Here is a 26,629-nt window from a genome sequence, read left to right on the forward strand (position 1 = left end):
TTGAGCCGCATTGATAGCCTACGTTTAATATGGACTGAACAATAAAACAGCTAATTGGAAAGCACAAATGACACATTATCAACACCTAACAATCATCTGTTCATCGATTTGATAAGAGGATCTTTTTTGTTATCTCTTTTTCTTAAAAAAATCATTCTCAGCCTGATATTGCTAAGCTGTATGCTCCTGTCGGTGACCGTCCATGCTAAGGATTGGCTCACATTAAATATTACAGGGGTCAATACTTCACTCAAAAAAAATATTGTGGCGCATTTAGGGACTTTACCCAAATCCAGTGTACAACGGCGCGCTTATCTTTTTAATGCCAAAGATAATATCACCGCCGCCTTACAATCAATGGGGTATTATCATAGCCTGATCAAACAAAAAACAATCCAAAATAAAAAGGCTGCTTGGGTATTCAAGATTGAAATAAGCTTAGGTAAGCCCACTCGTCTGCAATGGATAGATATTCGTATTGAAGGCGAATTGTTAGAGGATCCTGTTTTTAACCAATGGCTCAATCAGCTTAAAATACGCCCAGGTGACATACTGAATCAAGGCACCTATGAACAAATGAAGTCTCAATTAATCAGTATGGCACTGGCTCGAGGCTATTTTGATGGTCAATACACCCAATCTCAGATTATCGTTAATCGAGATTTAAACTTAGCAAAAATCAACCTTTATTACGCATCAGGCGTCCGTTATCATTTTGGGGATGTCACCTTCGAGGGTTCCACACTAGAACCCAAGTTATTAACCGATCTCATTCCGTTTAAATCGGGCGATCCTTATAGCAGCACAAGCCTAAATCAGTTAAATCAAAAATTACTCAATACTGGTTATTTTTCCAATATTCAAGTATTGCCCTTAATGACAAAAGCCAAAGATGACCGCATTCCCATTGATGTCAATCTCTCGCCTCGACCCAATCATTCAATAAAATTAGGACTCGGAGCCGACATTGGTAACACCACAAATAACACCATTGAACCTCGAGTCAGTGTCACTTGGCAAACCCCACAAATTAATCGCTATGGACATTCACAAACAACCACCGCGCAATGGTCCCTTAATAGACCAAAACTACTCTCTACTTACAGCATCCCTTTAACGGATCCCCTTGATGATTTACTCAAAATTCGCTTCGGGATTATTCGAGACTATTACGGGATCACCCAAGAGTACAGTACCAGCAGTAACAAGTACTACAATACGGGTCAACTCGACTCAACTCAGTATCTCATCGGCGTCGCACGCCAACGAAGATTAAAAGATAAGTGGGTTTTCTCTTACTCGATTGAAGCACTTAAAGAGAAGTACAACCAATCAGATGTTAATTATGATCCATTCTTTATATTGTTTGGCACTAGTTTGTCGAAAATCATTCGAGGCGATAACAGCTTAGATCCTAAATCAGGTTCTTTACAATCCTATTCTGTCTCTTATGCCGATCCCGAACTGGGCTCCACCATTCGACTGCTAAAAATGGAAGCTAAGTTTAAATGGATAAAAACATTTTTCACTAAACATCGATTTGTTTCTCGACTCGATTTAGGTATTAATTACACCGATGACAGTAACTTAGCAGAAATATCGCCTTCATTACGCTTTTTTGCTGGCGGCGATCAAAGTATTAGAGGCTACAGTTATAATGAACTCGGTCCCTATATTGATTATACCGATTCAGACGGAAACCAAATTCGAGAAGTCGTCGGCGGCCGTTATCTTATTGTCGGCAGTCTAGAGTATCAATATTATTTTACCCCAACTTGGCGGGCCGCAGCTTTCATAGATGCCGGTAATGCTTATGATACTGGCCAATTTGATCCTGTTGTGTCCGTTGGCCCAGGAATAGCTTGGATTTCACCCATTGGTCCTATCAGTTTAGACTTGGGCATTGGATTACAAAAAACCGACACGTTAGATCGTCCTTGGCGGATCCATATTATGATGGGATCAGAAATATGATAAAAAAAACCGCCTCAAAGGCATCAACATCCGAAGGATTGGCAGCCACTACAGCGGCCCCCCTCCTTCATCCATCATTATTCACTCGCGTTCGCCATCGATGCTGGCAAAGCTTCAAATTTGTCACTCGCAGTGCCATTTATATTCCACTATTCATACTGGTTTGCTTGGCGAGCTTAATCGGTACGCAGCTGGGAAGTCGTCTCTTTATTAATTTGGCCAATACATTTATTCCTGATCTTAAACTGGTTTATGCTGGCGGTACACTCAATAAAAATATTCGCTTATCCTCAGCACATTGGCAAATGTCAGGCCTAAGTGTGGACATTAATGATCTCGACGTGACTTGGCAGCCATTATGCTTATTGCAAAATCAGTTATGCGTCAAACAACTTAGCAGTACTCACGTTCAAGTCAATATTGATACTGCCTCACTGCCAAGTTCACCTGATGAAGCACCATCCGATATTATTCTTTCCGATCAGCAACGCATTATTACTTTACCCTTTTCGATTCAACTAACCCAATCTGAAATTCAAGATCTCCAAGTGAATGTCAACGACATGGCATTTGGCATTGGACGCCTAACTACCCAAGCACAATGGACTTCTACCGGGATCCGAGTGAGTAATATTGAAGCTGATGGTTGGCGGGTAGACATTCCTCTTGGCCAATCAGACTCCATTACGTCACCAGCCAGCACCCCGAACGGCATTGCCACGGCCTCTGCTAGCAACAATTCAAACGACCAATCATCAAAAAAGCATTACAGTACCGATAATCAAATCGAAAAAACAACGAAAATAAAATCGACAGCTCAAACTCAACAGACTCTTCACACTCAAGTTGAAGACTGGACAATGGCAAACCTCCCCCAAGTCTTTATGCCTATTCCCGTTTTTGTGGACACACTCACCCTAGGCAAAGGCAGCTTGATATTAGGTCAGCGCCAAGATCAATTTAAAAAAGCCACATTGACAGGAAGCTACCAAAGCTACCTTATTCATATTGAACAGTTTTTCGCCCATCATACCGATGGAGAAATCACCTTAAAGGGAGACATGCAGCTCAGAGACAATTACCCTCTCTCAGTGCAAGCCCAGGGTAAAATTGATCAACTCAAAGAAGTCCCTAACCTCAATAATCAAACCTTTGCATTTTCTGTCTCTCAGGATTTTAGCGATCTGCAACTGGATTTAACGGCAAAAGGCCAAACCAATTTAACCTTAAAGGGTCATATTGGATTAACCACTCCCGCCTTGAGTTATCAAGTTGAGCTGACCGCGCCCAGTATTGTATGGCCATTAGATACCGCACTTTATCAGGCCCATGAACTTAACCTCACCAGCCAAGGGACACGAACAAAACAAACCGCCTCCTTAAGCGGACAGCTCATCACGCCATTTCAACCTGAAACGACATTAAAAACAAATATTACTCATGAAAAACAAACGCTCAATATAAAAGATTTAGATGCAAAAAGCGCCATGGGGAACATCGAACTGAATGGCAGCTTAGTTTATGGAAATGACATCAAGTGGCAAGCAAACGTCATCACAGACAAACTCGACTTGAGCCAAATTGAGCTAGCGCCTCTCGACATCACCTTAGATTACCCTATTCCCATGAGCCAAATTAGTGGTCAATTCTCCACAGAAGGGCAAATGAATCTTAGCCGTAAAACATGGCAATTGGCCATTGCCAATGCCAATTTATCCGGCTCGATTGATGATTATCCTTTAACCCTCACAGGCGATGTTTCTCTTAATCACGATTTCCAACTCAACGCGAATACCCTTAATTTAACCGCCTTTAAAAGCCAATTAATCCTTAATGGCGGCGTGACCAATAATTGGTCACTTAACGGCAAATTGAACATCCCAGAACTGCAATTATGGGACCCCAATGCTTCAGGAACGGTCAATGCTGATATTAATATCACAGGACAAGCGCATCAACCTCAAGCCAATATCACTTTTACAGCGCTAAAACTGAGCTATTTAGATTACACCATCAATAAAGCCCATTTATCAGGACAAGTGAATTTATTTGATGATAATACTTTTTCCGTAGCCCTCTCGACTCAGGGGCTATCGCTCAATTCACTGGATATCACTTCGGCAAATATCAAGTTCCAAGGGAACAAGCAAAGCCAGCGAACCCAGATTGCTACCTTAGGTGATATAACACTCAATAGCCAAATTGATAGTCAATCCGATCTGGATAAAAAACAATTTGATGCTCAGGTTAATACTCTATCGTTAAACTCCAAACTGGGAGACTTAAATCTGAATAAACCCATCGTGATTCATTGGGATCAAGCACAAATTCTCGGCGATATCAGTCCTTTTTGCTGGCAAGAAACCCAGAGTCAACTTTGCTTAACCGACGCCGCAACTATCGGCAAAAATGGCCAAGCTACCATCCATTACCAAGGTAATTTAGGCCAATTTATAACCCCAATAATGCCTAAACAAGTCACATGGAGCGGCCCAGCCAAAATAGACAGTCAAGTTCAGTGGACTGAAAAGACCCCAATAACCGGTCTATTAACCTTAGCATTAGCCCCCGGTGAACTAACATTGACTCAAGTCAATGGTGATCAAAACGCTCCTATTATCATGAAGTATGAGACATTAGATTTCAGTGCTGATCTTAATCAAGAACAGATCAACACAAAACTCACGTTTACCTCTGAGAACTTAGCCAGTATTGATAGCCAGCTCAGCATTCAAATCGCCCCAGAAAACAGAAAATTAAGCGGCTATGCTACCCTAAAACAAATCAAACTCACTGCGATTGCTGACTTTCTCCCCCAACTGGACACCTTAACTGGCGAACTATCCAGTGAACTGACCATTGCAGGAACCCTGAGCTCTCCTACATTGTCGGGACATGTCAGTTTACAAGAAGCCAGCATATTAACCGCCTCTAACCCGACCCCAATTGAAGATTTAAATTTAAACGTTAATCTTACTGGCCAGAAAGCCAATATCAAAGGCCAATGGAAAATGGGGAATGGCACTGCCAGCACCCAAGGGGTAATTGATTGGTCTCAAGCCCAGCCTCAAGCAAAGTTAACATTAACAGGCAGTCAATTATCCATTATTCAACCCCCGCTCGCCATCCTTAAACTCACGCCTGATTTAATCATTGATATTGCCGATAATACACTCAACGTCACGGGAAAATTAGATATCCCTAGCGGTGAAATCACTCTGGTCGAGCTGCCAGAAGGCGGCGTTGCCGTCTCCAAAGATGTGGTCTTTGAAGACAGTATTGCCACTCAAGAAAAAGCGGCGGATCCAATGGCTATTACCACCAATTTAAAAATGAAAATTGGCGAGCAATTAAGTGTTGAAGGCATGGGGCTAACAGGCCGGTTAACGGGCGATTTAAACTTAAAACAAACCAATAAAAATCAAACTCAACTCTTTGGTGACATCAAAATAATTGATGGCACTTACAAATTTATGGGGCAAACATTAACCATCAACACCGGTGAACTGCAATTTGTCGGTCCGATAGATGAGCCAAACTTAAATATCGAAGCCATTAGAGAAATCAAAGCTGATGACATCACCGCAGGCGTTCGCATCACCGGTACCCCAAAAAAGCCCATTGTCACCCTCTTCTCCTCACCCGCCATGGAGCAAGCTGAAATATTATCTTATATCCTTAAAGGCACTGGGCTTGAAAGTGGTAACGACTCTCTCATGCTCACCGCAGCCTTCACCTTAAGCCAGCAAGCGGGCGTGGGGACTGGCACCATCAGTAATCTCACCAATACCGCGACTGGATTAATTGAGAAACTCGGTTTTTCTAACGTACAATTAGACACCAACGATGACGGTAAAGTCGCCATCAGTGGCTATATCGGCGACAAACTCATGGTGAAATACGGCATGGGTGTATTCGATTCGGGCTATGAAATGACAGTACGCTACTACTTATTATCTCAGCTTTATCTTGAAACCGTCTCCGGCGCCCTCGAGCAATCGTTAGACCTTTACTACAATTTCAATTTATAACGTATTATTTCGCTTATAGATACCGTATGTCCAAGAGAAAGGATAATGTATATACCCGTGAGATTTCAATATCTTTTTCTTAGATCAGTCAAGCTAAATTCAAGTAACCCGACTCACAATGACAGGATCACACTATCAATGTAATTTAGATCATGATATTGAACATCATGAATAAAAACCAACAATCACATTTAATCAACCCTTTCATCACAAAAAATACATTTAACAAGTATTAAAACAAGATATCAATTAATTATGGTTACCTTTTATTACGAATAACTTATTATTATTAAATTAATTACTATTTACTTATTTTAAATTTCATTTGAAACATAATTATCAAGTACATTAAATAATGACCTTTAGTCCATTATTTTTACAATCTAAGAAATACTATGCTCATTTAAAGACAAAACGGTAATATCATGAACTGTTTTTAGATTAAGGACATGGTTTCAAAATATTATTGCTGGATGTCATTGTAATAGGTTACCGTACAGGTACTTTGCAGTACTATGCAGTACTATGCTTAGCCTACATTTTTATGGAGATAAAGCATAATGAAAAAGACTGTTTTTTTTAGCGTTTTGTTTTTCAACATTCTGTTATTGATCATCGCCACATTCCTCCCCCGAGCAGTGGCTTCACAAACCCAACAAGCAAGAAAAATAGTCTACTATTCAGTTGAAAATGTTCTAAATGTAAAAAACATCCCAGATGAACAGCTTCCCATTGATGCATTATCAGAAGCCATACGCTATTGGGAAAAGTCCAACCCAAATCTCAAATTTATTCAATCAGACAACCCAAGCATTGAAATTAAATGGCAGAAATATGCATCACGCACTCACTTAGGGCTAGCTACCTGTATGTCTGTAGGTCTAAAAAGTGAAAAATCCGTTGATTTACGTCAGCCAGAGCATTGCACTCTAGATATTTCGCTTGGCGCAAGCGATTGCCGTGGACGGTTTGTCCAAAGCGATGAAAACATGATCACCAACATATTAATGCATGAAATCGGTCATGCGTTAGGACTCCGGCACAGCCAAGAAGAAAGCCATTTAATGTATTCACCTGAATCACCTCAGACACCGTTTAATCGCAAAGGCTATGCCATCCCCAATAAACTCAAAGCACTTTATGTAGGTCAAGACGATTTACTGACTCAAGAAACAAAGCTAAAGGCAGACATGGACTCGCTTGATCTCGACATCACTCAAGAGAAATCTTTATATGATAATTATTACCAGCAATATAAACACTATAATGGTCAGACATTGTCGGAATCTGACTATCAACAAGCCAAAAAAATAACGACAAGAGTTAACGAGCAAGCTAATTATATCAATAAATTAGTCAGCAAACGAAATACTTTAACCAAAAAAATCAATGAAACCATTAATGCCCTCGGCTGTTACCCCAATTTTAATGTTCGCCGTTAATGGGGATTGATTTAACCAAAAAATCAATAAATAAAGGCCGTTTGATACTATCAAGTTTACCCTAATGAGCTAGAGTGAGTTTGTTGCTAATAATGGATATCCAAAAAACCAACCTATCGAATCTGCCACCAGAAAGCAGCCCAAAATGGCCACACAACTGACTATTATAGGCTTACCCCAGCGCTTAATTTGTGTTGAGATCGCACCAAATACTGCTCCACTATGGTTTGGCAGTAATAAACGGATTAAAAGCAGAGCAAGAAAGGGCAATACAAATGCAACATTATAAAGGATCAATGCACTGACGGCGGCCAAAAAATTTAAATGCGCCCTAAGGATCTGCTCGATAGCGCCAAAATACGGAATAGCACCTGGAAGTCCAATAATGGTTAAACTCACCCCCAAAGTAAAAGCTTGAAACGGAGAAATAGCAACGATAGTCTCATTATCCTTTGTGATCAGAGGCGACCGATATTGTTGCCATGCATAAATCAATAAAACGGCTCCAACAATAAGTTGAAGGATTAGCTCTATCGTATTGGGCTGGTTCCACCATCGAGACATACTGGGGGCTATCACCTCAAAGATAAAATCAAAGCCCAATAACAACAGTAACCCTGACAAGGAATAAATCAGCACAATCCCCAAAATAAAGCTCAGCGCCCCCACGATGGGCCGCTTGCCTCCAAGAATCGCAGCAAAAGGCAAAAGCGCTATCGGGATCATTGAGGTACTATCAATCAAGGCAATAGCAATAAGAATAAAAATTAAACTAACCATTAAATAACAAGTCCTATTGACAAACGATAGCGATCCAAACCATAGATATAGTCACCCTCAAAATAAAATCAAGTCACCGGGATCATTTTAAACACTCATCCTCCCTTAATATAGAATAATTCTGATCATTGCAGGACCTTTATCTTTACTCGGCGAAAAGCGGACCAGTCCATGACATCCTCGTCATAAAAAGCAGATACACAGTGATTAACCCCTCTCGACTAGACAAGAATATCATTGAAACCAAAAGCCCGACGTGATCACGTATAATGGTGGGCTTAATAAACACCATCAAGTTTTTCTTAGTCTTACTGCTTGAAGAGGAGCGAAAAAACCAGCCAATCAGAGGAATATCCCCTAGAAATGGCACTTAATCCCCCACAATAAAAGTGGTTTATTGATTGTCTAACGTGGTCACCGAAGGCGTTACTAGTACATTTGATGTGGTATCACTCGACACCGCTTGAATAAGCGCACCAAAATCATCAGACCAAATGCCCCACGCCATGCCACTCACCTCAGATAATGCAGAAGCCAGTGTGGTAATATCGCCCGCAGTTTCTTCATTGGTGGTACAAGTTTGCGTATCCCCTTCGGCTACTTCAACAATAATAGCTTCAACTAACACCTGTGCACGGCGAATATCTAACTAATCGATAACACTTTCGAGGGTGCGCATTTGCTCAGGATCCGCGCTAATCACTAACGCAATGACTTTAATGATGTTATGTTCAACTTCAACCGTCGCGTAACCATAGATCTGTAGTACGTTCAAGAAAAATTGAAAATGTAGCATTCAGCTGGCGTTATAAAGCATTTAAACAAGGTCGTTAATTGCTCCTGCATTAATGACATCCCCGTCATCTGATGTTTAAGGTCTTTGTTGTTCCAGACGACAATAAGACATTCCCTATATCCATATAGGTCAGATGAACAAATGTCGTGTTCACATGGATGTGAATGAACGACCATGATGGTCTTCTTGAACAGATAACCTCGTTATGCTAAGTTGATGTTCAGTAACACAGGGGAATACTGCAAATGGGGGAAACAGGAGCTTTCTTTAACATCAACCTCTATTTTTAAGGCTATGAGAAGTGAATGGACCCGCGCCATCGTCTTATAGCAATCCGCATTGATATGTATTATTGCATTCGAATCAATGCTAAAAAAAGCCCCATGTATCTTCATACATGGGGCTTTTTTCTTTATCTACTCACTTTCATACGTGCTATTTTGACACCACTACAAAGCAATAGTCAGCCAATAGCGGGGCGATTTCGATAGCAGCCCCTATCAACCGATACTGACATCGAGTTTGGGCTGACATCAATCAAGCGTTATGCCTCTTCGCCCAAATACTCAGAGCTCGATAAATGTAAATAATGAAGATAACGCTCGTATTGGGTTACCACATCGGCAAGCAGCTGCTTTTGGGTATAGCCCATCACATCGTAATGCTGACCACCCTGTTCTAAGAAGACTTCGACGCGATAATAACTCGCTTCACCCTGCTCAATCTCACTGACTATCGGGTTAGGAATAGTATGCTCTCGGATCCTCAAACCATACACAAAGTCATGTTGTTCATCAGCTTTAATTACAAACCGCACATGATCACCAATAAAGCGCATTTGGGCTTGAATATTACGCTTAACAAAACTCTGGCACGCTCGAGAAAGCGCTGGCGCCGCACAATCTTTTAAAAAGGCTTGAGCTTCTTCATAACTCGGATGACACACCAATACATCAATGCGCTCTTCCCAATTCATGTTCGTCTCCGCATATTGCACACTGGTATTATGCGATTGCACACTATTGAGTTTGAGCCAATCATCTTTAAGCGCCTTAAACAAGCCTAGGCACATGAGTAGCATGATCAATAAAAATGGCATGGCACTGGCAATCGTCACCGTTTGCAGCGCTTGCAGCCCACCGGCAAGTAGAAGGACTGATGCCACAACACCTTGCAGTAACGCCCAAAAAATACGTTGCCAAACAGGTGCTTCCATATCGCCACCCGAGGTCAAATTATCAATCACCAAAGAACCAGAATCCGATGAGGTCACAAAAAAGGTGACCACTAAACACAAGCCAATCGTCGACAAGAAGGTCGACATCGGTAAGTATTCAAAAAATCGAAATAAGGCCACAGACACATCTGATGATACCGCATCCTTTAGGTACAGCGCTCCATGATTCATAATGGCATCGATAGCCGTATTACCAAACACCGTCATCCATAAAAAAGTAAAAGCGGTGGGAACAAATAAAACTCCAATCAAAAATTCACGTATGGTGCGACCCCTTGATATACGGGCGATGAAGGTTCCCACAAAAGGTGACCAAGAAATCCACCAACCCCAATAGAGTAAGGTCCAACCTCCCAGCCAATCATTCTTCTGCTCATAGGCGTATAAGTTAAAGGTTTTACCGACAATATCACTTAAATAGCCACCGGTATTTTGCACAAAGGCTCGCAGTAAGTCGACCGTTGGTCCAAATAACAACACAAACACTAATAACAAACAGGCTAAACCCAGATTAAGCTCACTGAGTCGCTTCACGCCTTTATCTAATCCGGAAAAAACCGACAGCGTCGCAATAAGGGTGATGCCGATAATCAAGAGCACTTGTACTGTGGTTGATATGGGCCAGCCTAATAAATAATTGAGCCCAGCATTGAGCTGTAATACACCAAAACCTAATGATGTCGCCACACCAAACATGGTACCCAATACCGCAAAGGTATCGACAGCATGTCCTATTGGCCCATAAATACGTTCACCGATTAAGGGATAGAGTGCACTTCGAGGTAATAAAGGTAATTTATGACGATAAGAGAAATAGGATAAGCTTAAAGCCACAACAGCATAAATAGCCCAAGCATGGATCCCCCAATGAAAAAAAGTGATCTTCATCGCGTCTTTCGCGGCTTGTATCGTCTCAGGTGTCGTATCAGGTGGCGCAAGAAAATGCATCACGGGTTCCGCCACGCCAAAGAACATGAGGCCAATTCCCATACCCGCGGAAAAAAGCATCGCAATCCAACTTTTATAGCTATAATCCGGCTCAGAATGATCGGGGCCTAATTTGATATCACCAAATCGGCTAACCATCAGAAAAATAATAAAAATAAGGAAAATGGCAACACTAAGAATATACAGCCATCCGGTTTTCACTTCTAGCCATTGTTGAACCACTTTAAACACGACTTGAGATTGTTCGGGCCAAAATGCCCCAACAAACACCATGATAAAAATAAGCAATACAGATGAAAAGAACACAGGAGCATTGATGCTCGACTTAACCATTTTAACCTCTCAGAATGACTCACCTAGATAAAAATGACGCAACGCCACAACTAGATGGATCTTCTACTCCAGGGTTATAACACATGAAAAACACAGCACAATCTACTTCACAAAGAGGCATCGATAAAAAACACAAAAAACCCTTAAAAAATAAAGTTAATACTATCAGTGAGTTGACGCAAGATATTGGAGTGAATATCGATCCAACTCAATAAAGGATATTCGATAACGATACTGGCACGAGTATAACGCTATTGAATCGCCTTTCTTTCCACATAGAAAGGCGCGATACTAACACAGACGGGGCATCGAAGGTGATTCATCCTAAACAAATGTTAATTTTCCATTTTCGTCCCACCTTCCCTACTGGCATCAGATCGCGACTGAATATCACCCCATAAAAACAATAAAAAAGCCGTCTTTCGTCAAGACGGCTTCAAACAAATCAAAATAGACACCGCTCAATAAGCGCTCACTTTACGTATTGCTATAGCCTAATTCGACGGGCATATCATCACGTAAACTTTGCCACATCACACCACTATTAATACCATAGTTAAACATTAAAGAAGGTACTTCATGATAATTGGCATTTTGGGCGAGTATTTCCAACTGCTTATAAAAATCAAGCGCTAAGGCTCTCGCATCACTGCTGGAAAAATAATAACGTCCAACGCGACTGTAAAGACCTTTAAACCCGTTTAAAATAAGAACATACAGTGGATTACCTGAAGAAAAAGCGAGCGTATGCTGTAGCTGATAGTCAAAATCTGCATAAGCTTGAGCAGTATCTTCCAATGTATGGATCGCCGCTAAAGCCGTGACGGCTTTAGCGGCATTGTTCCTAATCGCCCCTTTAAAATAAATGGCACTCACATTACTTCTTGCCGATAACAATTGATCGACGAGTTCAGGAAAACCATCGGGATTTAACTCCGCAATCGTTTCTAAAATATTGAGTCCTGAGGTTTCCCAAAAATTATTAACTCGAGTCGGCTTACCATGCTGGATAGTCAACCAACCATCTCGAGCAAGACGCTGTAAAACCTCACGTAAGGTTGTCCTAGTGACACCAATTAATTCAGACAACTCTCTTTCGGCCGGTAAAATAGAACCAGGGGGGAACTTATTGTCCCAAATGGACCGTACAATATACTTTTCTGCAAAGCTTGCAGGACCTTTGGCATTGATTATCATCAGCCCTCGTTATCCCATGATTAGCGTTAACTTGACTACTGATCATACCAGAGCCATAAAAAATGGAAACCTTATCCCACACATTTCTGCCACCCAAATCAACATATTGACGTAAAAATGCACTTCTTTTACCTTGATTCACTCTTTTTTCGAAAAACTTACTGATTAAGATTCCTTAATCCCAGACTTCCATGTATTTTACATGCTACCAATTATTAGGCCTTTACTGTGATTTTATCTATTTCAATAGTTAAAAATGTTGGTAAAATGTTTAGCTATGTAAATCAAAGTAATTATTATCTGAGAACAATGTATGACTACGACTATGAGTCAAGCCTTTATTCATAACTTCTTAGGCCAATCGCCTAAATGGTTTAAACTCGCTATATTAGCTTTTTTAATTATTAACCCCATCGTCTTTTACATCGATCCTTTTACCGCCGGTTGGCTATTGGTCATTGAATTTATTTTTACCCTTGCAATGGCACTCAAGTGCTATCCACTCCAACCAGGTGGCTTACTCGCCATTGAAGCCATCTTTATTGGCATGACCTCTCCCAGCCAAGTCCTCTACGAAATAGAAGCTAACCTTGAAGTATTGCTGCTGCTTATTTTTATGGTAGCGGGGATCTATTTCATGAAGCAACTCTTGCTCTTTGTCTTTACCAAAATCATTACCAAGATCCGCTCAAAAGTGGCCGTATCGTTAATGTTTTGTATCGCATCGGCTTTTTTATCGGCTTTTCTCGATGCATTGACCGTGATTGCCGTCATTATTACCGTTACTGTGGGTTTTTATAGTATTTATCATAAAGTGGCTTCAGGAAAAAGCTTTACCGATAGTCATGATCATACTCATGACGCCCATGAGCATTTATATGAAGAAGAGCTGGAATCTTTTAGGGGCTTTTTACGTAACTTATTAATGCACGCGGGAGTCGGAACCGCACTCGGCGGCGTAGCCACTATGGTAGGAGAGCCACAGAACCTCATTATCGCGGCGCAAGCGAACTGGGGTTTTGGTGAGTTTTTCTTGCGTATGGCTCCTGTGACTATGCCCGTACTCGTGGCTGGTATCGCCACCTGTTTTCTTGTTGAGAAATTCAAAATATTTGGCTACGGGCAACAGTTACCCGATGCAGTACATAAAATTTTATCAGAATTTGCGGCTTATGAAGACGCCCATCGTACCCCTCATGATAAAATGAAGCTAATTATTCAAGTACTTGTAGGCATATGGCTCATCGCTGGTCTGGCACTGCACTTAGCTTCTGTTGGTTTAATAGGGTTATCAGTTATCATTTTAGCCACCGCTTTTAATGGCATCACCAATGAACATTCTCTGGGTAAAGCCTTTGAAGAAGCCTTACCTTTTACGGCGTTGTTAGCAGTGTTTTTTGCCATTGTTGCCGTCATTATCGATCAACAATTGTTTGCACCCGTTATTCAGTGGGCACTGAGTTTTGAAGGTAATACCCAGTTAGTGATCTTTTATATCGCCAATGGCTTACTGTCTATGGTTAGCGATAATGTTTTCGTCGGTACGGTTTATATTAATGAAGTTAAAACCGCACTGCTTGACGGTAGAATAAACCGAGAGCAATTTGATTTACTGGCTGTTGCGATTAATACCGGTACCAACCTCCCCTCCGTCGCGACGCCAAATGGTCAAGCTGCTTTCTTGTTCTTGCTCACCTCCGCCATCGCCCCACTCGTTCGCTTGTCTTATGGTCGTATGGTATGGATGGCACTGCCTTACACTATTGTGTTATCGATTGTCGGTATACTGATGATCCAGCTCGGCGTGTTAGAGCACTTCACCCAGCTACTTTACGATAAGCAATTAATATCCACCGCACCCGTGATCGAAATAATAAACAACGCTACATCCAATCACTAATAGTGATACACTTTAGCGGTAATTAGCTTAGTCTTTGACTTATAACGCACTTTTTCAGTGCGTTTTTTCTAATTGGAGATATATTTTGAAAACACTGGTTCGTTTTTCCCAATCCCGTATCGCTTGGTTATCACTCACATTCAGCGCTCTATTGCTTGAAATTATTGCACTTTTTTTCCAATACGGTATGCAACTTAACCCTTGTGTTATGTGTATATATCAACGCCTTGCCATGATAGGATTGATCGTTGCTGGAGTAATAGGCAGCTTAGCTTATCGCTCTCGGTTTATGCGATTCATTGCTATCATCCTATGGGGCGTCAGCAGTATTTGGGGACTCAAATTTGCAATCGATTTAGTGGATCTGCAAACCAACCCATCTCCTTTTGCCACCTGTGCGTTTTTACCCGAATTTCCCAGTTGGATGCCATTACATGAATGGATCCCCAGCATTTTCATGCCATCAGGTATGTGTACTGATGCCCCTTGGATTTTTGGTGGTTTTTCAATGGGTCAATGGATGATCGGCATATTCAGCGCCTACTGTATTGCGCTGGTGATTTTCATCATCCCAGCACTGAGAAAAAATGTTAATCAACCGACTCGTCCCATGTTCAAAATGTAGTTATTTGTTGTAAGTATTGAGTCAAAAAACCAATAAAATGCGGCCTTAATCAAGGCCGCATTTTTATTTCAATCCGCAACATTTCAAACATAAGTGAACATAAATGAGCTAAAAACCAGACTCCCACACTGAAAATCAAGCAGATCGTATTCTCGATCAGCTAATTACGATTAAAGGCGTCACTTATCATTAGATCAGGCTTGTTCAACACTTAACTCGACGCCTTACGGCGCAAAGCCCATGACTCGGGGCCTTGGCTGTTTGCTCAACCTCATGCCGAATAAAGAATAAGCAGAGGAATTTCACCTCCCCTATTTTACATAAAGAACCTACCGATTTATCTCGGCGCACTGGGTGTCTATGTAGTCTTCTTATAGACTACAAAGCCTCGCACTGAAGGATAATTAAACCATGCCCTCGGTGTTTTTCAAGAAGAGTATAAATTTGGGCTATATTTAGAACAGTACCATCGTGCTATTCATACCAGTGACAAGGAATGTTATGCCGAACAATGTCAATAAGTATGCAATCAAAGATCCACAGAGTCATGATAAGGTTCACCCGAAAAAGAGCCTGACTAGCAACAACAGCTTCAGCAATCATTTTATTGATAATCGACCTGAAGCCGCATTGCAAAGAAAGTACCAACTGATGGCTAACAATAGTCCACAAGCTGCCCGCATGGCGCAGCTACAATCCATGGCCGATCATCATGCTGCCAAGCAACCTATTCAAAAAGCCGACACTAATATTAACACTAGCACTGGACTACCGGATAACTTAAAAATCGGCATGGAAGGCTTATCGGGTATCAGCCTTGATCATGTCAAAGTGCATTATAACTCGCCTAAACCTGCGGCCGTGCAGGCCCATGCTTATGCCCAAGGCAATGACATTCATTTAAGCACTGGCCAAGAAAAACATTTACCCCATGAACTCGGCCACGTAGTGCAACAAGCACAAGGCAGAGTCAAGCCGACGACCACAGTAGGCGGCCTAGCGGTGAACGATAATGTTGGACTGGAAAAAGAAGCGGATGTGATGGGGGCAAAAGCGCTGCAGATGCAGACAAAAGAGCATAACCGTTGGGCAGTTGCAAGTTCTGTCACTCAGAAGAAAAGTAAGGAACAACAAGTAATACAAGCCGTTCTCAATAAAGAACATGTAGAAGAGGCAAAAACGTTGCTAGGTCTACAAGATGCCAAGGTTATTGAAGTCCCTAAAAGCGACAAAGTCAGCGCATTAATGCCTTTTTCAAAATATGCTCATGAATGTACCTACGGTCTAGCCCAAAACGATTTAACCCACTCGATAGCGTCGATAAATTTTGGAGATAAAGCGGCAGAATATGCAGATGCAAGCGCACATCTCGTTTTAAGCTTATGTGGCGGAGCTGGGTATGTAAAAGGATTAGCATTTGTGAGCGAGGGAATGAAAGACTATCAACGCTGTCTCACACATGAACTTGGGCACCATAAGCAAAATATTTCTCAAGGATATAATTCGGATAACACGACGATAATGCTTCTAGAATGGCATAATGTTTTATATAACGAGAATTTATTTGACCCCAATAAACCCAGAATTGCGTATGGTTTAGATTCTCGTCCATCTCAATATTATGAAAGACAAGATACAGCAGCTAAAGAAAAAAGTGATGAAAGCAAGAGACATAGTATTCAAGTTGCTATGCAAAAAGTGATTAACTCAGAGTACCAAAAATTAGATGTTGCTGTAAAAAAGATGGGAACAATGACTAAAAAAACCAACGATTTAAAAGTGTACACCGAAGTGTATTTAAAATTTGAAGAAATAAGACAACATGTCAATGAAAAAAGTTACGATGAATGCTTTGTATACCGGTGTATGCAGTTAAACATACTTTCTGAGTTATCTGCAGCGCTGGCTAAATAATGCCCATCCCATTAGAAAGATCCCCATAACAAAACCTAAAAGCCATTAAAACGTCTTGCAGCTCAATACTAACAAATCGTATCTATAACTATCTCTATAACGACCTGTAAACAGGTATATGAACTCACTTTAAACCTGTGTACTTATACATTACGAACATAATCTATTTAAGGTAAACCATGAAAGAAGCATTTAAGGATGTTAAAGAAAAATTAAAGACTTTTCTAGAACATAGCGATCATAGTCACTTTATCGACTCCGCAATAAACAACCTTCAAAAAAAGCTAACAACTGCATCTCCTCAAATCCCCAATGTTATTTATCCTCTTTCAGAGCTAAAATATTATGCAAACGAATTTGCTCTTGCTAAAGGGGATAACATACAAAAATATTACAATTATCCCTAACTCGACTCACTGTGTTAGAAAAAAAGCCATCCAAGCAGGCGCTATGTAATTTAAGCCTTCATGTCATTGTGATACTGCACACGATAAATTCATGTTATATCACAAACTTAACTCACCCCTCATCATTCATCGATGAGTCTTCATTGCTGCTTTGGGTTGTAATATATCTTCTCTTTCTTTTTTCAGAAAAGAGATGAAAGTGCTTTTTACAAAAAGAAACTAGACCTAAGTGTCGGTATGACCTGTATAGCTTTGATAGCAAAAGAAATACTTTTAGGTTACAATTTATTTTCAATTAACGTTAGGATGATGTTTTTTAAATGAACCTATTAACAATGAGTGAAATAGGACAAGTAAGTGGTGGGTGGACAGCTAATTATGTGGGTTATGCATTGGGAGCAGCTACTGGTATTTGTGGTTTAGTCGGTGGCACAAATTCTGGATTTGTACTAGCGGCTTTTGGAGTATCGACAGGAACCATTGTTGCTGGCGTTGCTGCAGGGACGATAGTGGCTTATGGGATTGGTTACGCTGTTGGCTACGGGGTGAGTAGCGCTGTTGAGTATGCTTACAGCTAATGGGATTGTTACCGGTAAAGTCATTGAATAGAATATTCTCACTGAATACCGCTTAATCTCATCTCATTGCGCACTTAGTTGAAAACGATAAAGTGCGCAATGTAGGAATGAAAAGAAAAAACAAAAGCATCAAAAGCAAAGACAATCTGCTACTTCAATTTGGGTTATTCTTGAGCTCTCTGTTACCACTCCCTTAATTGCTGCATTTCTTTAAGGCGAATGCGTTGCAATAACATGGCTTCGAATACATCACTGACACTAGTATTGGTATGTGTCAGTCCCGGCAAGGCCAAGTTTGCTTGAGCAAAAAAGCGCTGCGTTTGTGAGTTCACCGCTTGTCGGCTCACCTGCTCTAGCGCAGGCAAAGAGTCTTCAAGCCATTTAACGTTTAAGCCTTGGGTATGAGATTGGCCGATTTTCGCCAGTAAACCCGCAGGCTCCACCGCAACCACCTGATAATCAGTTACTATGCCTGTTTTGGCATCTTTTTCCTCAAGACGCTCAGCAAAGTACTTGGCATCCCGCCCCGCTCCCGCGCCAATATCTAAAATCCGCGACTCGTTGCTGCTCCTCTCGTTGATGCCTAAACTAGACTCAGCATCAAACAGCGGCTGCACATGATGCAACCACGCCCCATGCACCTGCTCACAAGATGCTGATAAATACTGCTCAGATAATTGGGCCGCATTATTATTGTACTCTTCATAACAATCAGGAGTAGGTAAACTAATGTCCTTTTAAAATGCTTGGGGGTGTTTGACTAACGCCATTATTGATGGCTATTTATGAACAGTTGATCGCCGCCTCGAAGTTTTCAAGTGGATACTTCAAACGACGTATAATCATGATTGTCCATGGTGCTTCTAAAGCACACTTATTTAACGAAGTAACTTACCACAATCCATTAATAATAAAAGGGATTTATGGTTAAAATAGCGCAATGACTACAAAACACACCAAGTAAGATATTATCCGCCTATCAAAATCTATCAACCCCAATCAAACAGAGTCACATATGAAATATTTATCATCGGGTGTTTGTTGTGCATTCACCTCTTCACATTACTCAAATCGTCGTTATTCCCATCGATCAACAACCTAAAAAGTTAATTTTATTAATAATATAGTATGATAAAACGCTTAAGTTTAACGTATCACTGACTCCTTTCTGTAATAAGTTAAATTTGAATAATAAAGCACAATATCCATAGATTAAATAGAGTAAAAGGTAAAGCAACATGATGAGGTTGAGAGTAAGTTTTTTATGGGCAGTGGGATTCCTTTCCGGGTGTGCGACCCATTATGAATATCAGCCCGTTTCACCACAAGATCCCGTTATTACCTTCGGTGACCGATTAGGCGGAGGCGCGATATTTTATAGTCCTACGAGAAGCTTTAGCATCAACACCACTGGCACCAACCAATGTGCTGATTACCATGATGTAGGATCAGTATCCAATCACTGGACGAGAATCTATGCCAAAACGAGGAAGTATTTTGTCCCCAAAGAAACTAAGGTATCGCTTATCGGCAACTATTCCCTTGCAACAGGCAATAAGTACTCCTCATGCAAATTCGGCCCCATTTCCTTTAAGGCGGAAGCATCCAAGCATTACTCTGTTGATATCTCAACATTGTTTACCACATGCAGCATTTCAATTTTCGAAATTGCTCCTGATGGTACTTATTTAAACATCCAGATTGAGCAAAATAGAGAACCTGAATGTGTTCGTTAGTCATTTTACTGAATCGCTATAATCACTTCCACAGATAAAATAGACAACCAGCCCCCAACGACTTTGGAGGCTGGTTTTGTTTAAGGCTTCAAATAATAATGAAGGCTTTTGTTATCCATCTTGCATTCTATCCCAGAATTCACTCTCTAGTCTTTTAATTTCAATCACTTTTTCAACTTGCATGCCAAGGTTGAAATCGTAAATATATTGCGCTAACTGCTGGCCATCAATCAACACCAATGCCGTGGTGCCATTGAGGTTATTAGCATATTCAATCGCACCTTTACTATAAGATGAGGTAGTAATAAACACGCCTTTATTGGACTGCGCCACCGCGAGTGCACCGACAAACTAAAAACACAGGGCCATTGCCCGAGTCATACATGTGCTCAAGTTCTTCTTCGCTAAGCTGGAAGATCAGCGCCAAAGGTCTAACCAACTCTTTTAGCTTTCTAGCCTCACCATCAAGCAAGCAGGTTAATGCTTCAACGCGGATTTCGTTATGTCTAGGGATCGTCATTGATTACACCTATTGTTTTTTGTAAATGGCTCATCACGCCTTTTTAGAGGTATCTAAATGCTCATCATTCATCGCACTCGACTGAATATCGGCATTGCCAATAACGCGTCTATCTAACCCCTATGAGCCTTAAAATTCACTGCTTGCTCAAATATCTCTTTATACACTTCATCATGACTGATGGGCGGATAACCGAATTTAGCCAACACTATGATCAGCGCCACTTTTAACGATGCTTTAATATCGTCGCGGCGGTTCCAATCGGTAAAGGTGGCTTTATCATCGACGATGGTTTTTACCGCTTGCGATAATGCGATTAACTTATCTTCTGGGTAATCAAAATCGTACTTCACTGCGAGTGATTTCAGCGCATCATAGAAGGCTTTCTCTTCAATACCGATCCCCAACTCATCACCCGAATTCATTTCGTCTTGTACGCCGTAAATCAGCTCTACCATGCTGTCGGAAAATTCTTCTAACACCTCACTCACCAATACATCGTCTTCTTTACGCTCGTTATAGCGTGACACTAATGCTTCAAAGCGCTTGGTAAAATCAATGCCTTGCACTTGATTCACTTTTTTCAGCTCACCAATGGCCTTAGCAAGCAACTGCTGTAGTAGTTTTATCTTGGTGTTGGGCAATTTGATTTTTTCAATCTTTTTGATGTAGTCGTCATTGAAAATATCAATTTCACCACCGTCTTCATTACCCAGTTTGAAGATCTCTTCAACGCCGTCACTTTGCAATGCATCGGCTATCATATTGCGTACTTTAGTGTTCATCTGCGCAAGATCTGGCGCTTCGGCTTTAGTGAGCTTAAATACGATAGAACGGATCGCTAAGTAAAAGTGAATATGATCTCGCGCTGGCTCACTGATATTTTCACTGCTGCAGCAAATGTCATAAGCCGCTTTTAATCGCTTAACCAGATCCATAAAGCGCTTTTGCCGCTTTTCCGTACAAAGTACAAATTCAGCGGCATGATTGAGGCAGTCTAACTGCTTCACCGCTTCGCCAGTGAAGTAAGGTTTACTGTCAAATTTATGGAATAATGACGCCAGCAGCGCTAAGTGATTTTTGACTTCAATCACAGAAGCGGCAACATCTTCAAAATTGGTTTCATCGGTTTTTGAATATTGCGCTAACGCTTTGTTCATTTCCGATTTAATGCCGATATAATCCACCACTAAGCCTTTATCTTTACCTTCAAACTGACGACTAACCCGCGAGATGGTTTGAATAAGGCTGTGCTTTTGGATCGGTTTATCAATATACATAGTATCTAAAAACGGCACATCAAAACCGGTTAACCACATGTCTACCACAATGGCGACCTTGAAGTTTGAATGCTTGTTTTTAAACTGCTTATCCCGTTCCTTACGCTCATCCTTACTGCCAAGCAGCTGGTATAAACGCGGCACATCGTCTTTACCCCGGGTCATCACCATTTTCACCCGTTCGGATGGCGCCGCTATTCGCCCTTCGCTGATGGCGCGTTTACGCTCAAGATCAGAAAGTTCAGCAGCATTGTCGGTATCGAGCACCTCAAACCACGCAAGACGCAGTTCCTCTAACGCTTGATAAAATTGATAAGCGATAGCACGGGCACTGCAGACAAACATGGCTTTGCCCACCACGGTGGCGCCTTCTTCAAGGCGTTTTTCATAGTGCTCAACAAAGTCACGGGCCAATACGCAAATACGATCCGGATCGCCCAAAATAGCGTTCATGTTCGCTGTTGCTTTCTTCTATTTGGTGTTCGTTACTGCCCGCAGACTCGCAGTCTTTATAATAAGCTTCAACCTCAGCCAGTTTGCTGTTGTTTAAGCACACCCTTGCGGCGCGGCCTTCATACACAATACGCACGGTGATCTCGTCTTTTACCGATTCAGTCATGGTATACGAGTCAACCACCTGACCAAATACATCCAAGGTCGCATCCACAGGCGTGCCCGTAAAACCAACATAGGTGGCGTTAGGCAGTGAATCATGCAGATATTTAGCAAAGCCATAGCTTTTCTTGATGGTGCCCTTATCCAGATCCACCACCACTTTTTGATCCAGATTGACTTGGCTACGATGGGCTTCATCAGAAATACAGATCACGTTGCAGCGATCAGTCAGCAGCTCGGTATCTTCGGTAAATTTATGAATAGTGGTTAAGAACACACCGCCACTATTGCGGCCTTTAAGTAACTCGCGCAGGTGTTCACGCCTTTTCACCGTTTCAATACTGTTATCACCAATATAGGTTTTGGCATTAGCAAACTGTTGCGACAGTTGATCATCTAAATCGGTGCGGTCGGTGATCAATACAATTGTCGGGCTCTTAAACGCCACACTCTTCATCAATAAGCGCGATAGAAACTGCATGGTAAAGCTCTTGCCACAGCCTGTGGCACCAAAGTAAGTCCCGCCCTTACCATCGCCACCCTCGCCGTTGGGTAACTTCTGGTGTTGTTTAATATTTTCAAATAACTTCTTCGTGGCATAATACTGCGGATAACGCGGCACAATTTTAATTTCTTTTTTACCCGTCTCTTTATTATTAGCATCAGGGAAAAAGATAAAATGGCGCATCACATCCCGTAAACGGGCTTTATCAAACAAACCACGCAACATCGTTTGTAACGAGTTAATGCCATCTTGTGCAACCCGCTCTTGGCCTGTCACTTTACCCCACGAATAAAAGAACTCATAAGGCGCAAACAGGTTACCCATTTTGTTATTCACCCCGTCGCTTATCACACATAAGGTGTTATAAACAAACAGCTGCGGAATATCACGGCGATAGCGAATGGTCAGCTGCTTAAAAGCTTCGTAAATAGTGGCTTTTTCACGAATGGGGCTTTTAAATTCAAGCACCACCAGCGGCAAACCATTAATATACAAAATAGCATCAGGAATGCGTTTTTCCCCCGTCGCACCTTCGATCGCTAACTGGTTAACAAGGCGGTAAATATTATCATCATTGCCTATTGCATCATTGATAGCTTGATTGACGACACTATTGACAAGATAGTCGGCTTTGGGTTCGGCCACCTGCGCCAGCTCAGGTTGCAAGGATTCAAGTTTTGCTGAAGCAAACAGGCTTTGCCTAACCAACTGTTCGACATTGTCATAATCGAGCAATTGAATATACAGATCTTTTTGCGAAGCACTTCCTGCAACGCTGCTAGATTCTCTTTTTAACCCTTCTCGTTTTAACAGAAAGCCATCACTGAGCCACTGACAAAAGGTTTTATTACTGCTATACAAATCACTGGCAGGTAAGGTTTCTAACTTGCGAATGATGGAGTCAATTTCACCCGCGGTAATATTCGCATGCTGATAGCGCTGTTGTAAAAACGCCCGCAAATCCGCTTTAATCAATACCTCTGATTGATCACGCTTCAGTTCGCTACCATTGAGGTGTGGATAACCTTGCTCACCTAATAATGTAATAATCGCTTGTTCTAATTTGGCTTCAGTAAATTTCATTTATTGCTTCTCATCCATGAACTTATTCTTTAAATTAAGTGGCTATTCGCTTATTCTTTTTTGTTCTGTGATAAGTTGGCGCTCACGTTGCAGTTCTTGGCGAAGCTCTTCTTCACTCGGTAAATACGGTAAGTATTTAGACGCGAACAGTTGTTTACCATCGGCGAGCACAGAATATTTAGCCACCGCTTCGCTTTTTTCGCTGCATAAAATCAAACCAATGGTCGGGTTATCATCCTGCTGTTTTTTAAGTTGGTCATACATACGAACATAGGTGTCCATCTGCCCAACATCTTGATGGTTCAACTTGCCAATTTTCAAGTCTATCAGTAAAAAGCATTTCAAATGCTTCTTGCTTTACGCCACTGCCATCTTGGCTGGCTTGCTCTTTACTGGCAAAGAAGCGTTCGTAATACAACACACCGATTTGACGGTCTAATGCACGTACGCTCCAGCCTTGGGTTACGGCTTCTGTTTTATACCATTCTCTGGCCTGATCACTGTTGATACGCGCAAGTAGATTGTAATGTGACCAACTCAATTCGAGAGACACTGTCTCTCGAATTGGAAATGCCAAATAAAAACAGCGCATATTACGTAAATTGGTGAGATCAAAACCTTTACCAAACTCACGGGTTAATACCCTAGCAAGTTCTTTTAACACTGCTTACCATAAGCCGCGCGTTTTTCACCTTGCTGTTCATCTTCCACGATCAATTGTCCGACCTGCCAATAAGTCAGCACCATGGCACTGTTTACTGATTTTTGCAGCGCAGTGCGACTACGCTGTAATAGCGCCCGTAATGCGGTTAATAATTGTGGATTGCTTAGCTCGGTCATCGCACTGTCCTATTGAAATATATCGCTACTGCGGCTGTTAAGCTACAGCCACTCTCTACAAAAAAGACGGCCCATTTAAAAACACATTTCACTCATTCATTCACAACAACTAAAAACACTGGGGAAAATGCTGGCGTAACAACTTCATCATATTACGCTTTTGCTTAAAGTGTTTAATGATATCACCAATCATGTCATATAATTGCGTGCAATTACCATTTGTAGCTTTTAACTGCTTTTCGATTTTAAGCAATAAGTCTGTCGCTTCCCGGTAAGCATCATTATGGGTTTGAGCAATAATAGCGCTAAGTGATTTATAATATAACGCCATCGCTTCTTGGGGATGTTCTGTCATAATGACATCGGCCAGTTTGACCCATTGATCTGGTGCGACTGAATGCGATGCAGCCCAAGCACGGGCTTTTTCTAGCATCTGCTGAGCCTCGCTGCTTTGGCTCCCTGTGCACTGATCTAAGTAAAACCGCATCACCTCACACATATCCGCCCCAAAGCGGTGAAAACCCGGCTGTGTTTGCTGCGATGCCTCAATCAGTGCTTGCTCAACCTTATGCAACAAGTCTGGCTCCATCACCCCTGTTTGCAGCTCTAAGGCTTGCAATTGCTTAAAGCCATTGACACTGGGATTGTCCATAAACAGCTGCCATGCAAGCGTCCATGCGGGTTTACATTCCCCCAAGGCAAGACGCACTTTTATCTCCCACTTTTTACAGTCCCGCTCATCATAAGGCCGACTCACACATTGATACGCCAGCTTAAGATAATGCTCGGCATCCAATTCGTCACCCCGTGCTAAACAATCCTCACTGATCCTTAAATAATCCGCTGAAGAGTCCGCTTTCATGATCAATAACCGCAACTGTTTTGGCCAATCACCTTGGGCTTGCGCAGCTTCAACCAAAGCGGATATAAGTCGGTCAAACACACTTTTTTGCTTCCAGTCATCAAAATCTACCCCCGCTTTCAACAAGTTATCAACGCCCGTCTGGCACAGGGATAAAAACGCCGTGTTCACCGTGTCAGTGATGTTAAAATCATCGGGCACACTGGGAAACACATCATATTGATAGGTTTTAAAGTGTTCAAATAACCACTGGGCTTTTTCCTCATCAGACCAAGATAGCTGATTAAACAGCTGACTGAGGTTCTCATTGAGCTGGCCTTCAATGGTAAAACGAAAGCCTCCTGAATCGTCGATGTCTTCCAGCACCTCATTTAAGCGGATCAAGGCTTGTAAGTTCAATGCCCACTGCTGTTCTATGGTCAATGTCGCAATGGCAGGAAAAATCACCTCAAACAAGGCATCGGCAGCATCAAAGTAGCCGCTAGTCTCATTCCAGTCCCATACTTGCTCTTTTGGCAAGGCCAGCATGATTTGTTGACTCAACATGCTTGTGTCCACCGTCTGGGTATCACTGGCCATTCGCTCACATGACATTAGCAGCGACCATTTCTGGTATTCATGCTCAGAACCCTCTAACAGATCCATAATAATATCAGCCAGCTCAGTGGCAGGTTTAGCCGCAAACCACGCCATTAACTGCGCCCGTTCATCATCTTGCTCAGCCCTCTCTGCGCCCAACTCGGCCAACTCTGCTGTAGACAAATGCTCGACTTGCAATCCGACTGCGACTGCGTGTTTACATACATCCTGATACTCCGCCGCGGGGCAAGTACAACTTGCCTGCGTCTCACCTTCGAAAGAGTCTAACGTCACCTTATACAAGTGTTGCCCTGCAACGCTCGCCGTCACTTGGTTATCGACAATCATCAACTTGCTAACGCTGTTTGACGCATACAAGCCATAGCCCAAATCGTAGCTTTTACTGCTCACACTGTCTTTTATTGCCTTTAAATTAAACATGACATC

Annotated in this window: 18 protein-coding genes and 3 pseudogenes; 10 read left to right on the forward strand and 11 right to left on the reverse strand. The window is 41.8% G+C overall.

Annotated elements, in window-relative coordinates; genetic code table 11:
* Positions 1-180 precede the first annotated feature (180 nt).
* The 3 genes from L2764_RS02465 to L2764_RS02475 all read left to right on the forward strand — a co-directional run bounded on the left by L2764_RS02465 (position 181) and on the right by L2764_RS02475 (position 7,447).
* Positions 181-1,974: an autotransporter assembly complex protein TamA gene (locus tag L2764_RS02465; RefSeq protein WP_248938661.1), complete on the forward strand. Its 1,794-nt coding sequence runs from the start codon at positions 181-183 to the stop codon at positions 1,972-1,974.
* A complete protein-coding gene (gene tamB, locus L2764_RS02470) occupies positions 1,971-6,005 on the forward strand; it encodes an autotransporter assembly complex protein TamB (protein ID WP_248938662.1) in 4,035 nt (1,344 codons plus the stop codon). The genes L2764_RS02465 and tamB overlap by 4 nt, the downstream gene beginning before the upstream one ends.
* A 560-nt stretch (positions 6,006-6,565) precedes the next feature.
* Positions 6,566-7,447: a matrixin family metalloprotease gene (locus L2764_RS02475; protein WP_248938663.1), complete on the forward strand. Its 882-nt coding sequence runs from the start codon at positions 6,566-6,568 to the stop codon at positions 7,445-7,447.
* Positions 7,448-7,516: 69 nt separating this feature from the next.
* Here the strand turns inward: L2764_RS02475 and L2764_RS02480 are convergent, their stop codons facing one another.
* From L2764_RS02480 to L2764_RS02490, 3 genes and pseudogenes are all read right to left on the reverse strand, one after another.
* Positions 7,517-8,227, reverse strand: coding sequence for a GAP family protein (locus tag L2764_RS02480; protein WP_248938664.1), 711 nt, complete (start codon positions 8,225-8,227; stop codon positions 7,517-7,519).
* Between the two features lie 253 nt (positions 8,228-8,480).
* Positions 8,481-8,936 (reverse strand): annotated as a pseudogene (locus L2764_RS02485) (type II secretion system protein GspD); the annotation flags it as partial.
* A 631-nt stretch (positions 8,937-9,567) separates the two neighbouring features.
* Positions 9,568-11,541, reverse strand: coding sequence for a BCCT family transporter (locus L2764_RS02490; RefSeq protein WP_248938665.1), 1,974 nt, complete (start codon positions 11,539-11,541; stop codon positions 9,568-9,570).
* Between the two features lie 83 nt (positions 11,542-11,624).
* On the opposite strand from L2764_RS02490, the gene L2764_RS27660 reads away from it, so the two are divergent.
* Positions 11,625-11,756 (forward strand): hypothetical protein, encoded by a 132-nt coding sequence (locus L2764_RS27660; RefSeq protein ID WP_283106885.1) that lies wholly within the window; start codon positions 11,625-11,627, stop codon positions 11,754-11,756.
* A gap of 262 nt (positions 11,757-12,018) precedes the next feature.
* On the opposite strand, the gene fadR is transcribed toward L2764_RS27660, so the two are convergent.
* Positions 12,019-12,738 (reverse strand): fatty acid metabolism transcriptional regulator FadR, encoded by a 720-nt coding sequence (gene fadR, locus L2764_RS02495; protein ID WP_248938666.1) that lies wholly within the window; start codon positions 12,736-12,738, stop codon positions 12,019-12,021.
* Positions 12,739-13,051: 313 nt separating this feature from the next.
* On the opposite strand from fadR, the gene nhaB reads away from it, so the two are divergent.
* The 5 genes from nhaB to L2764_RS02520 all read left to right on the forward strand — a co-directional run bounded on the left by nhaB (position 13,052) and on the right by L2764_RS02520 (position 18,162).
* Entirely contained in the window at positions 13,052-14,638 is a 1,587-nt protein-coding gene (gene nhaB / locus L2764_RS02500; RefSeq protein WP_248938667.1) for a sodium/proton antiporter NhaB, read from the forward strand.
* Positions 14,639-14,723: 85 nt separating this feature from the next.
* Positions 14,724-15,263, forward strand: a complete 540-nt coding sequence (dsbB, locus tag L2764_RS02505; RefSeq protein ID WP_248938668.1) for a disulfide bond formation protein DsbB — start codon at positions 14,724-14,726, stop codon at positions 15,261-15,263.
* A gap of 501 nt (positions 15,264-15,764) precedes the next feature.
* Positions 15,765-17,177 (forward strand): eCIS core domain-containing protein, encoded by a 1,413-nt coding sequence (locus L2764_RS02510; protein WP_248938669.1) that lies wholly within the window; start codon positions 15,765-15,767, stop codon positions 17,175-17,177.
* 179 nt (positions 17,178-17,356) lie between these two features.
* Entirely contained in the window at positions 17,357-17,584 is a 228-nt protein-coding gene (locus tag L2764_RS02515; RefSeq protein WP_248938670.1) for a hypothetical protein, read from the forward strand.
* A gap of 320 nt (positions 17,585-17,904) precedes the next feature.
* Entirely contained in the window at positions 17,905-18,162 is a 258-nt protein-coding gene (locus tag L2764_RS02520; protein ID WP_248938671.1) for a hypothetical protein, read from the forward strand.
* A 182-nt stretch (positions 18,163-18,344) separates the two neighbouring features.
* Here L2764_RS02520 and L2764_RS02525 read toward each other — a convergent pair whose 3' ends face one another.
* The gene (locus L2764_RS02525) at positions 18,345-18,788 is read right to left on the reverse strand and encodes a class I SAM-dependent methyltransferase (protein ID WP_248938672.1); all 444 of its coding nucleotides are present in this window, start codon (positions 18,786-18,788) and stop codon (positions 18,345-18,347) included.
* Between the two features lie 645 nt (positions 18,789-19,433).
* Here L2764_RS02525 and L2764_RS02530 point away from each other — a divergent pair.
* Positions 19,434-19,898 (forward strand): hypothetical protein, encoded by a 465-nt coding sequence (locus L2764_RS02530; RefSeq protein ID WP_248938673.1) that lies wholly within the window; start codon positions 19,434-19,436, stop codon positions 19,896-19,898.
* Positions 19,899-20,009: 111 nt separating this feature from the next.
* Here the strand turns inward: L2764_RS02530 and L2764_RS02535 are convergent, their stop codons facing one another.
* From L2764_RS02535 to L2764_RS02560, 6 genes and pseudogenes are all read right to left on the reverse strand, one after another.
* On the reverse strand, positions 20,010-20,231 hold the full coding sequence (locus tag L2764_RS02535) for a restriction endonuclease (protein ID WP_248938674.1): 222 nt from the start codon (positions 20,229-20,231) through the stop codon (positions 20,010-20,012).
* Positions 20,215-20,418 (reverse strand): winged helix-turn-helix domain-containing protein, encoded by a 204-nt coding sequence (locus L2764_RS02540; protein WP_248938675.1) that lies wholly within the window; start codon positions 20,416-20,418, stop codon positions 20,215-20,217. Before L2764_RS02540 ends, L2764_RS02535 begins: the two co-directional genes overlap by 17 nt.
* A gap of 113 nt (positions 20,419-20,531) precedes the next feature.
* Positions 20,532-23,901: pseudogene (locus tag L2764_RS02545) on the reverse strand (type I restriction endonuclease subunit R).
* Positions 23,902-23,943: 42 nt separating this feature from the next.
* Positions 23,944-24,246: a PDDEXK nuclease domain-containing protein gene (locus L2764_RS02550; protein ID WP_312018331.1), complete on the reverse strand. Its 303-nt coding sequence runs from the start codon at positions 24,244-24,246 to the stop codon at positions 23,944-23,946.
* Positions 24,158-24,741 (reverse strand): annotated as a pseudogene (locus L2764_RS02555) (DUF1016 N-terminal domain-containing protein). Before L2764_RS02555 ends, L2764_RS02550 begins: the two are co-directional and overlap by 89 nt.
* A 109-nt stretch (positions 24,742-24,850) precedes the next feature.
* On the reverse strand, positions 24,851-26,623 hold the full coding sequence (locus L2764_RS02560; RefSeq protein ID WP_248938677.1) for an SWIM zinc finger family protein: 1,773 nt from the start codon (positions 26,621-26,623) through the stop codon (positions 24,851-24,853).
* Between the last annotated feature and the right edge of the window lie 6 nt (positions 26,624-26,629).

Source organism: Shewanella surugensis (assembly GCF_023284005.1).
Taxonomy (GTDB): domain Bacteria; phylum Pseudomonadota; class Gammaproteobacteria; order Enterobacterales; family Shewanellaceae; genus Shewanella; species Shewanella surugensis.

Excerpts from the sequence above, each read along its gene's own strand:
- L2764_RS02465 (WP_248938661.1), top strand. The coding sequence starts at position 181 with ATGCTCCTGTCGGTGACCGTCCATGCTAAGGATTGGCTCACATTAAAT.
- L2764_RS27660 (WP_283106885.1), top strand. The coding sequence starts at position 11,625 with ATGAAAAACACAGCACAATCTACTTCACAAAGAGGCATCGATAAAAAA.
- L2764_RS02560 (WP_248938677.1), bottom strand. The coding sequence starts at position 26,623 with ATGTTTAATTTAAAGGCAATAAAAGACAGTGTGAGCAGTAAAAGCTAC.
- nhaB (WP_248938667.1), top strand. The coding sequence starts at position 13,052 with ATGACTACGACTATGAGTCAAGCCTTTATTCATAACTTCTTAGGCCAA.
- tamB (WP_248938662.1), top strand. The coding sequence starts at position 1,971 with ATGATAAAAAAAACCGCCTCAAAGGCATCAACATCCGAAGGATTGGCA.
- L2764_RS02480 (WP_248938664.1), bottom strand. The coding sequence starts at position 8,227 with ATGGTTAGTTTAATTTTTATTCTTATTGCTATTGCCTTGATTGATAGT.
- L2764_RS02515 (WP_248938670.1), top strand. The coding sequence starts at position 17,357 with ATGAAAGAAGCATTTAAGGATGTTAAAGAAAAATTAAAGACTTTTCTA.
- L2764_RS02520 (WP_248938671.1), top strand. The coding sequence starts at position 17,905 with ATGAACCTATTAACAATGAGTGAAATAGGACAAGTAAGTGGTGGGTGG.
- L2764_RS02510 (WP_248938669.1), top strand. The coding sequence starts at position 15,765 with ATGCCGAACAATGTCAATAAGTATGCAATCAAAGATCCACAGAGTCAT.
- L2764_RS02475 (WP_248938663.1), top strand. The coding sequence starts at position 6,566 with ATGAAAAAGACTGTTTTTTTTAGCGTTTTGTTTTTCAACATTCTGTTA.
- fadR (WP_248938666.1), bottom strand. The coding sequence starts at position 12,738 with ATGATAATCAATGCCAAAGGTCCTGCAAGCTTTGCAGAAAAGTATATT.
- L2764_RS02540 (WP_248938675.1), bottom strand. The coding sequence starts at position 20,418 with ATGACGATCCCTAGACATAACGAAATCCGCGTTGAAGCATTAACCTGC.
- L2764_RS02490 (WP_248938665.1), bottom strand. The coding sequence starts at position 11,541 with ATGGTTAAGTCGAGCATCAATGCTCCTGTGTTCTTTTCATCTGTATTG.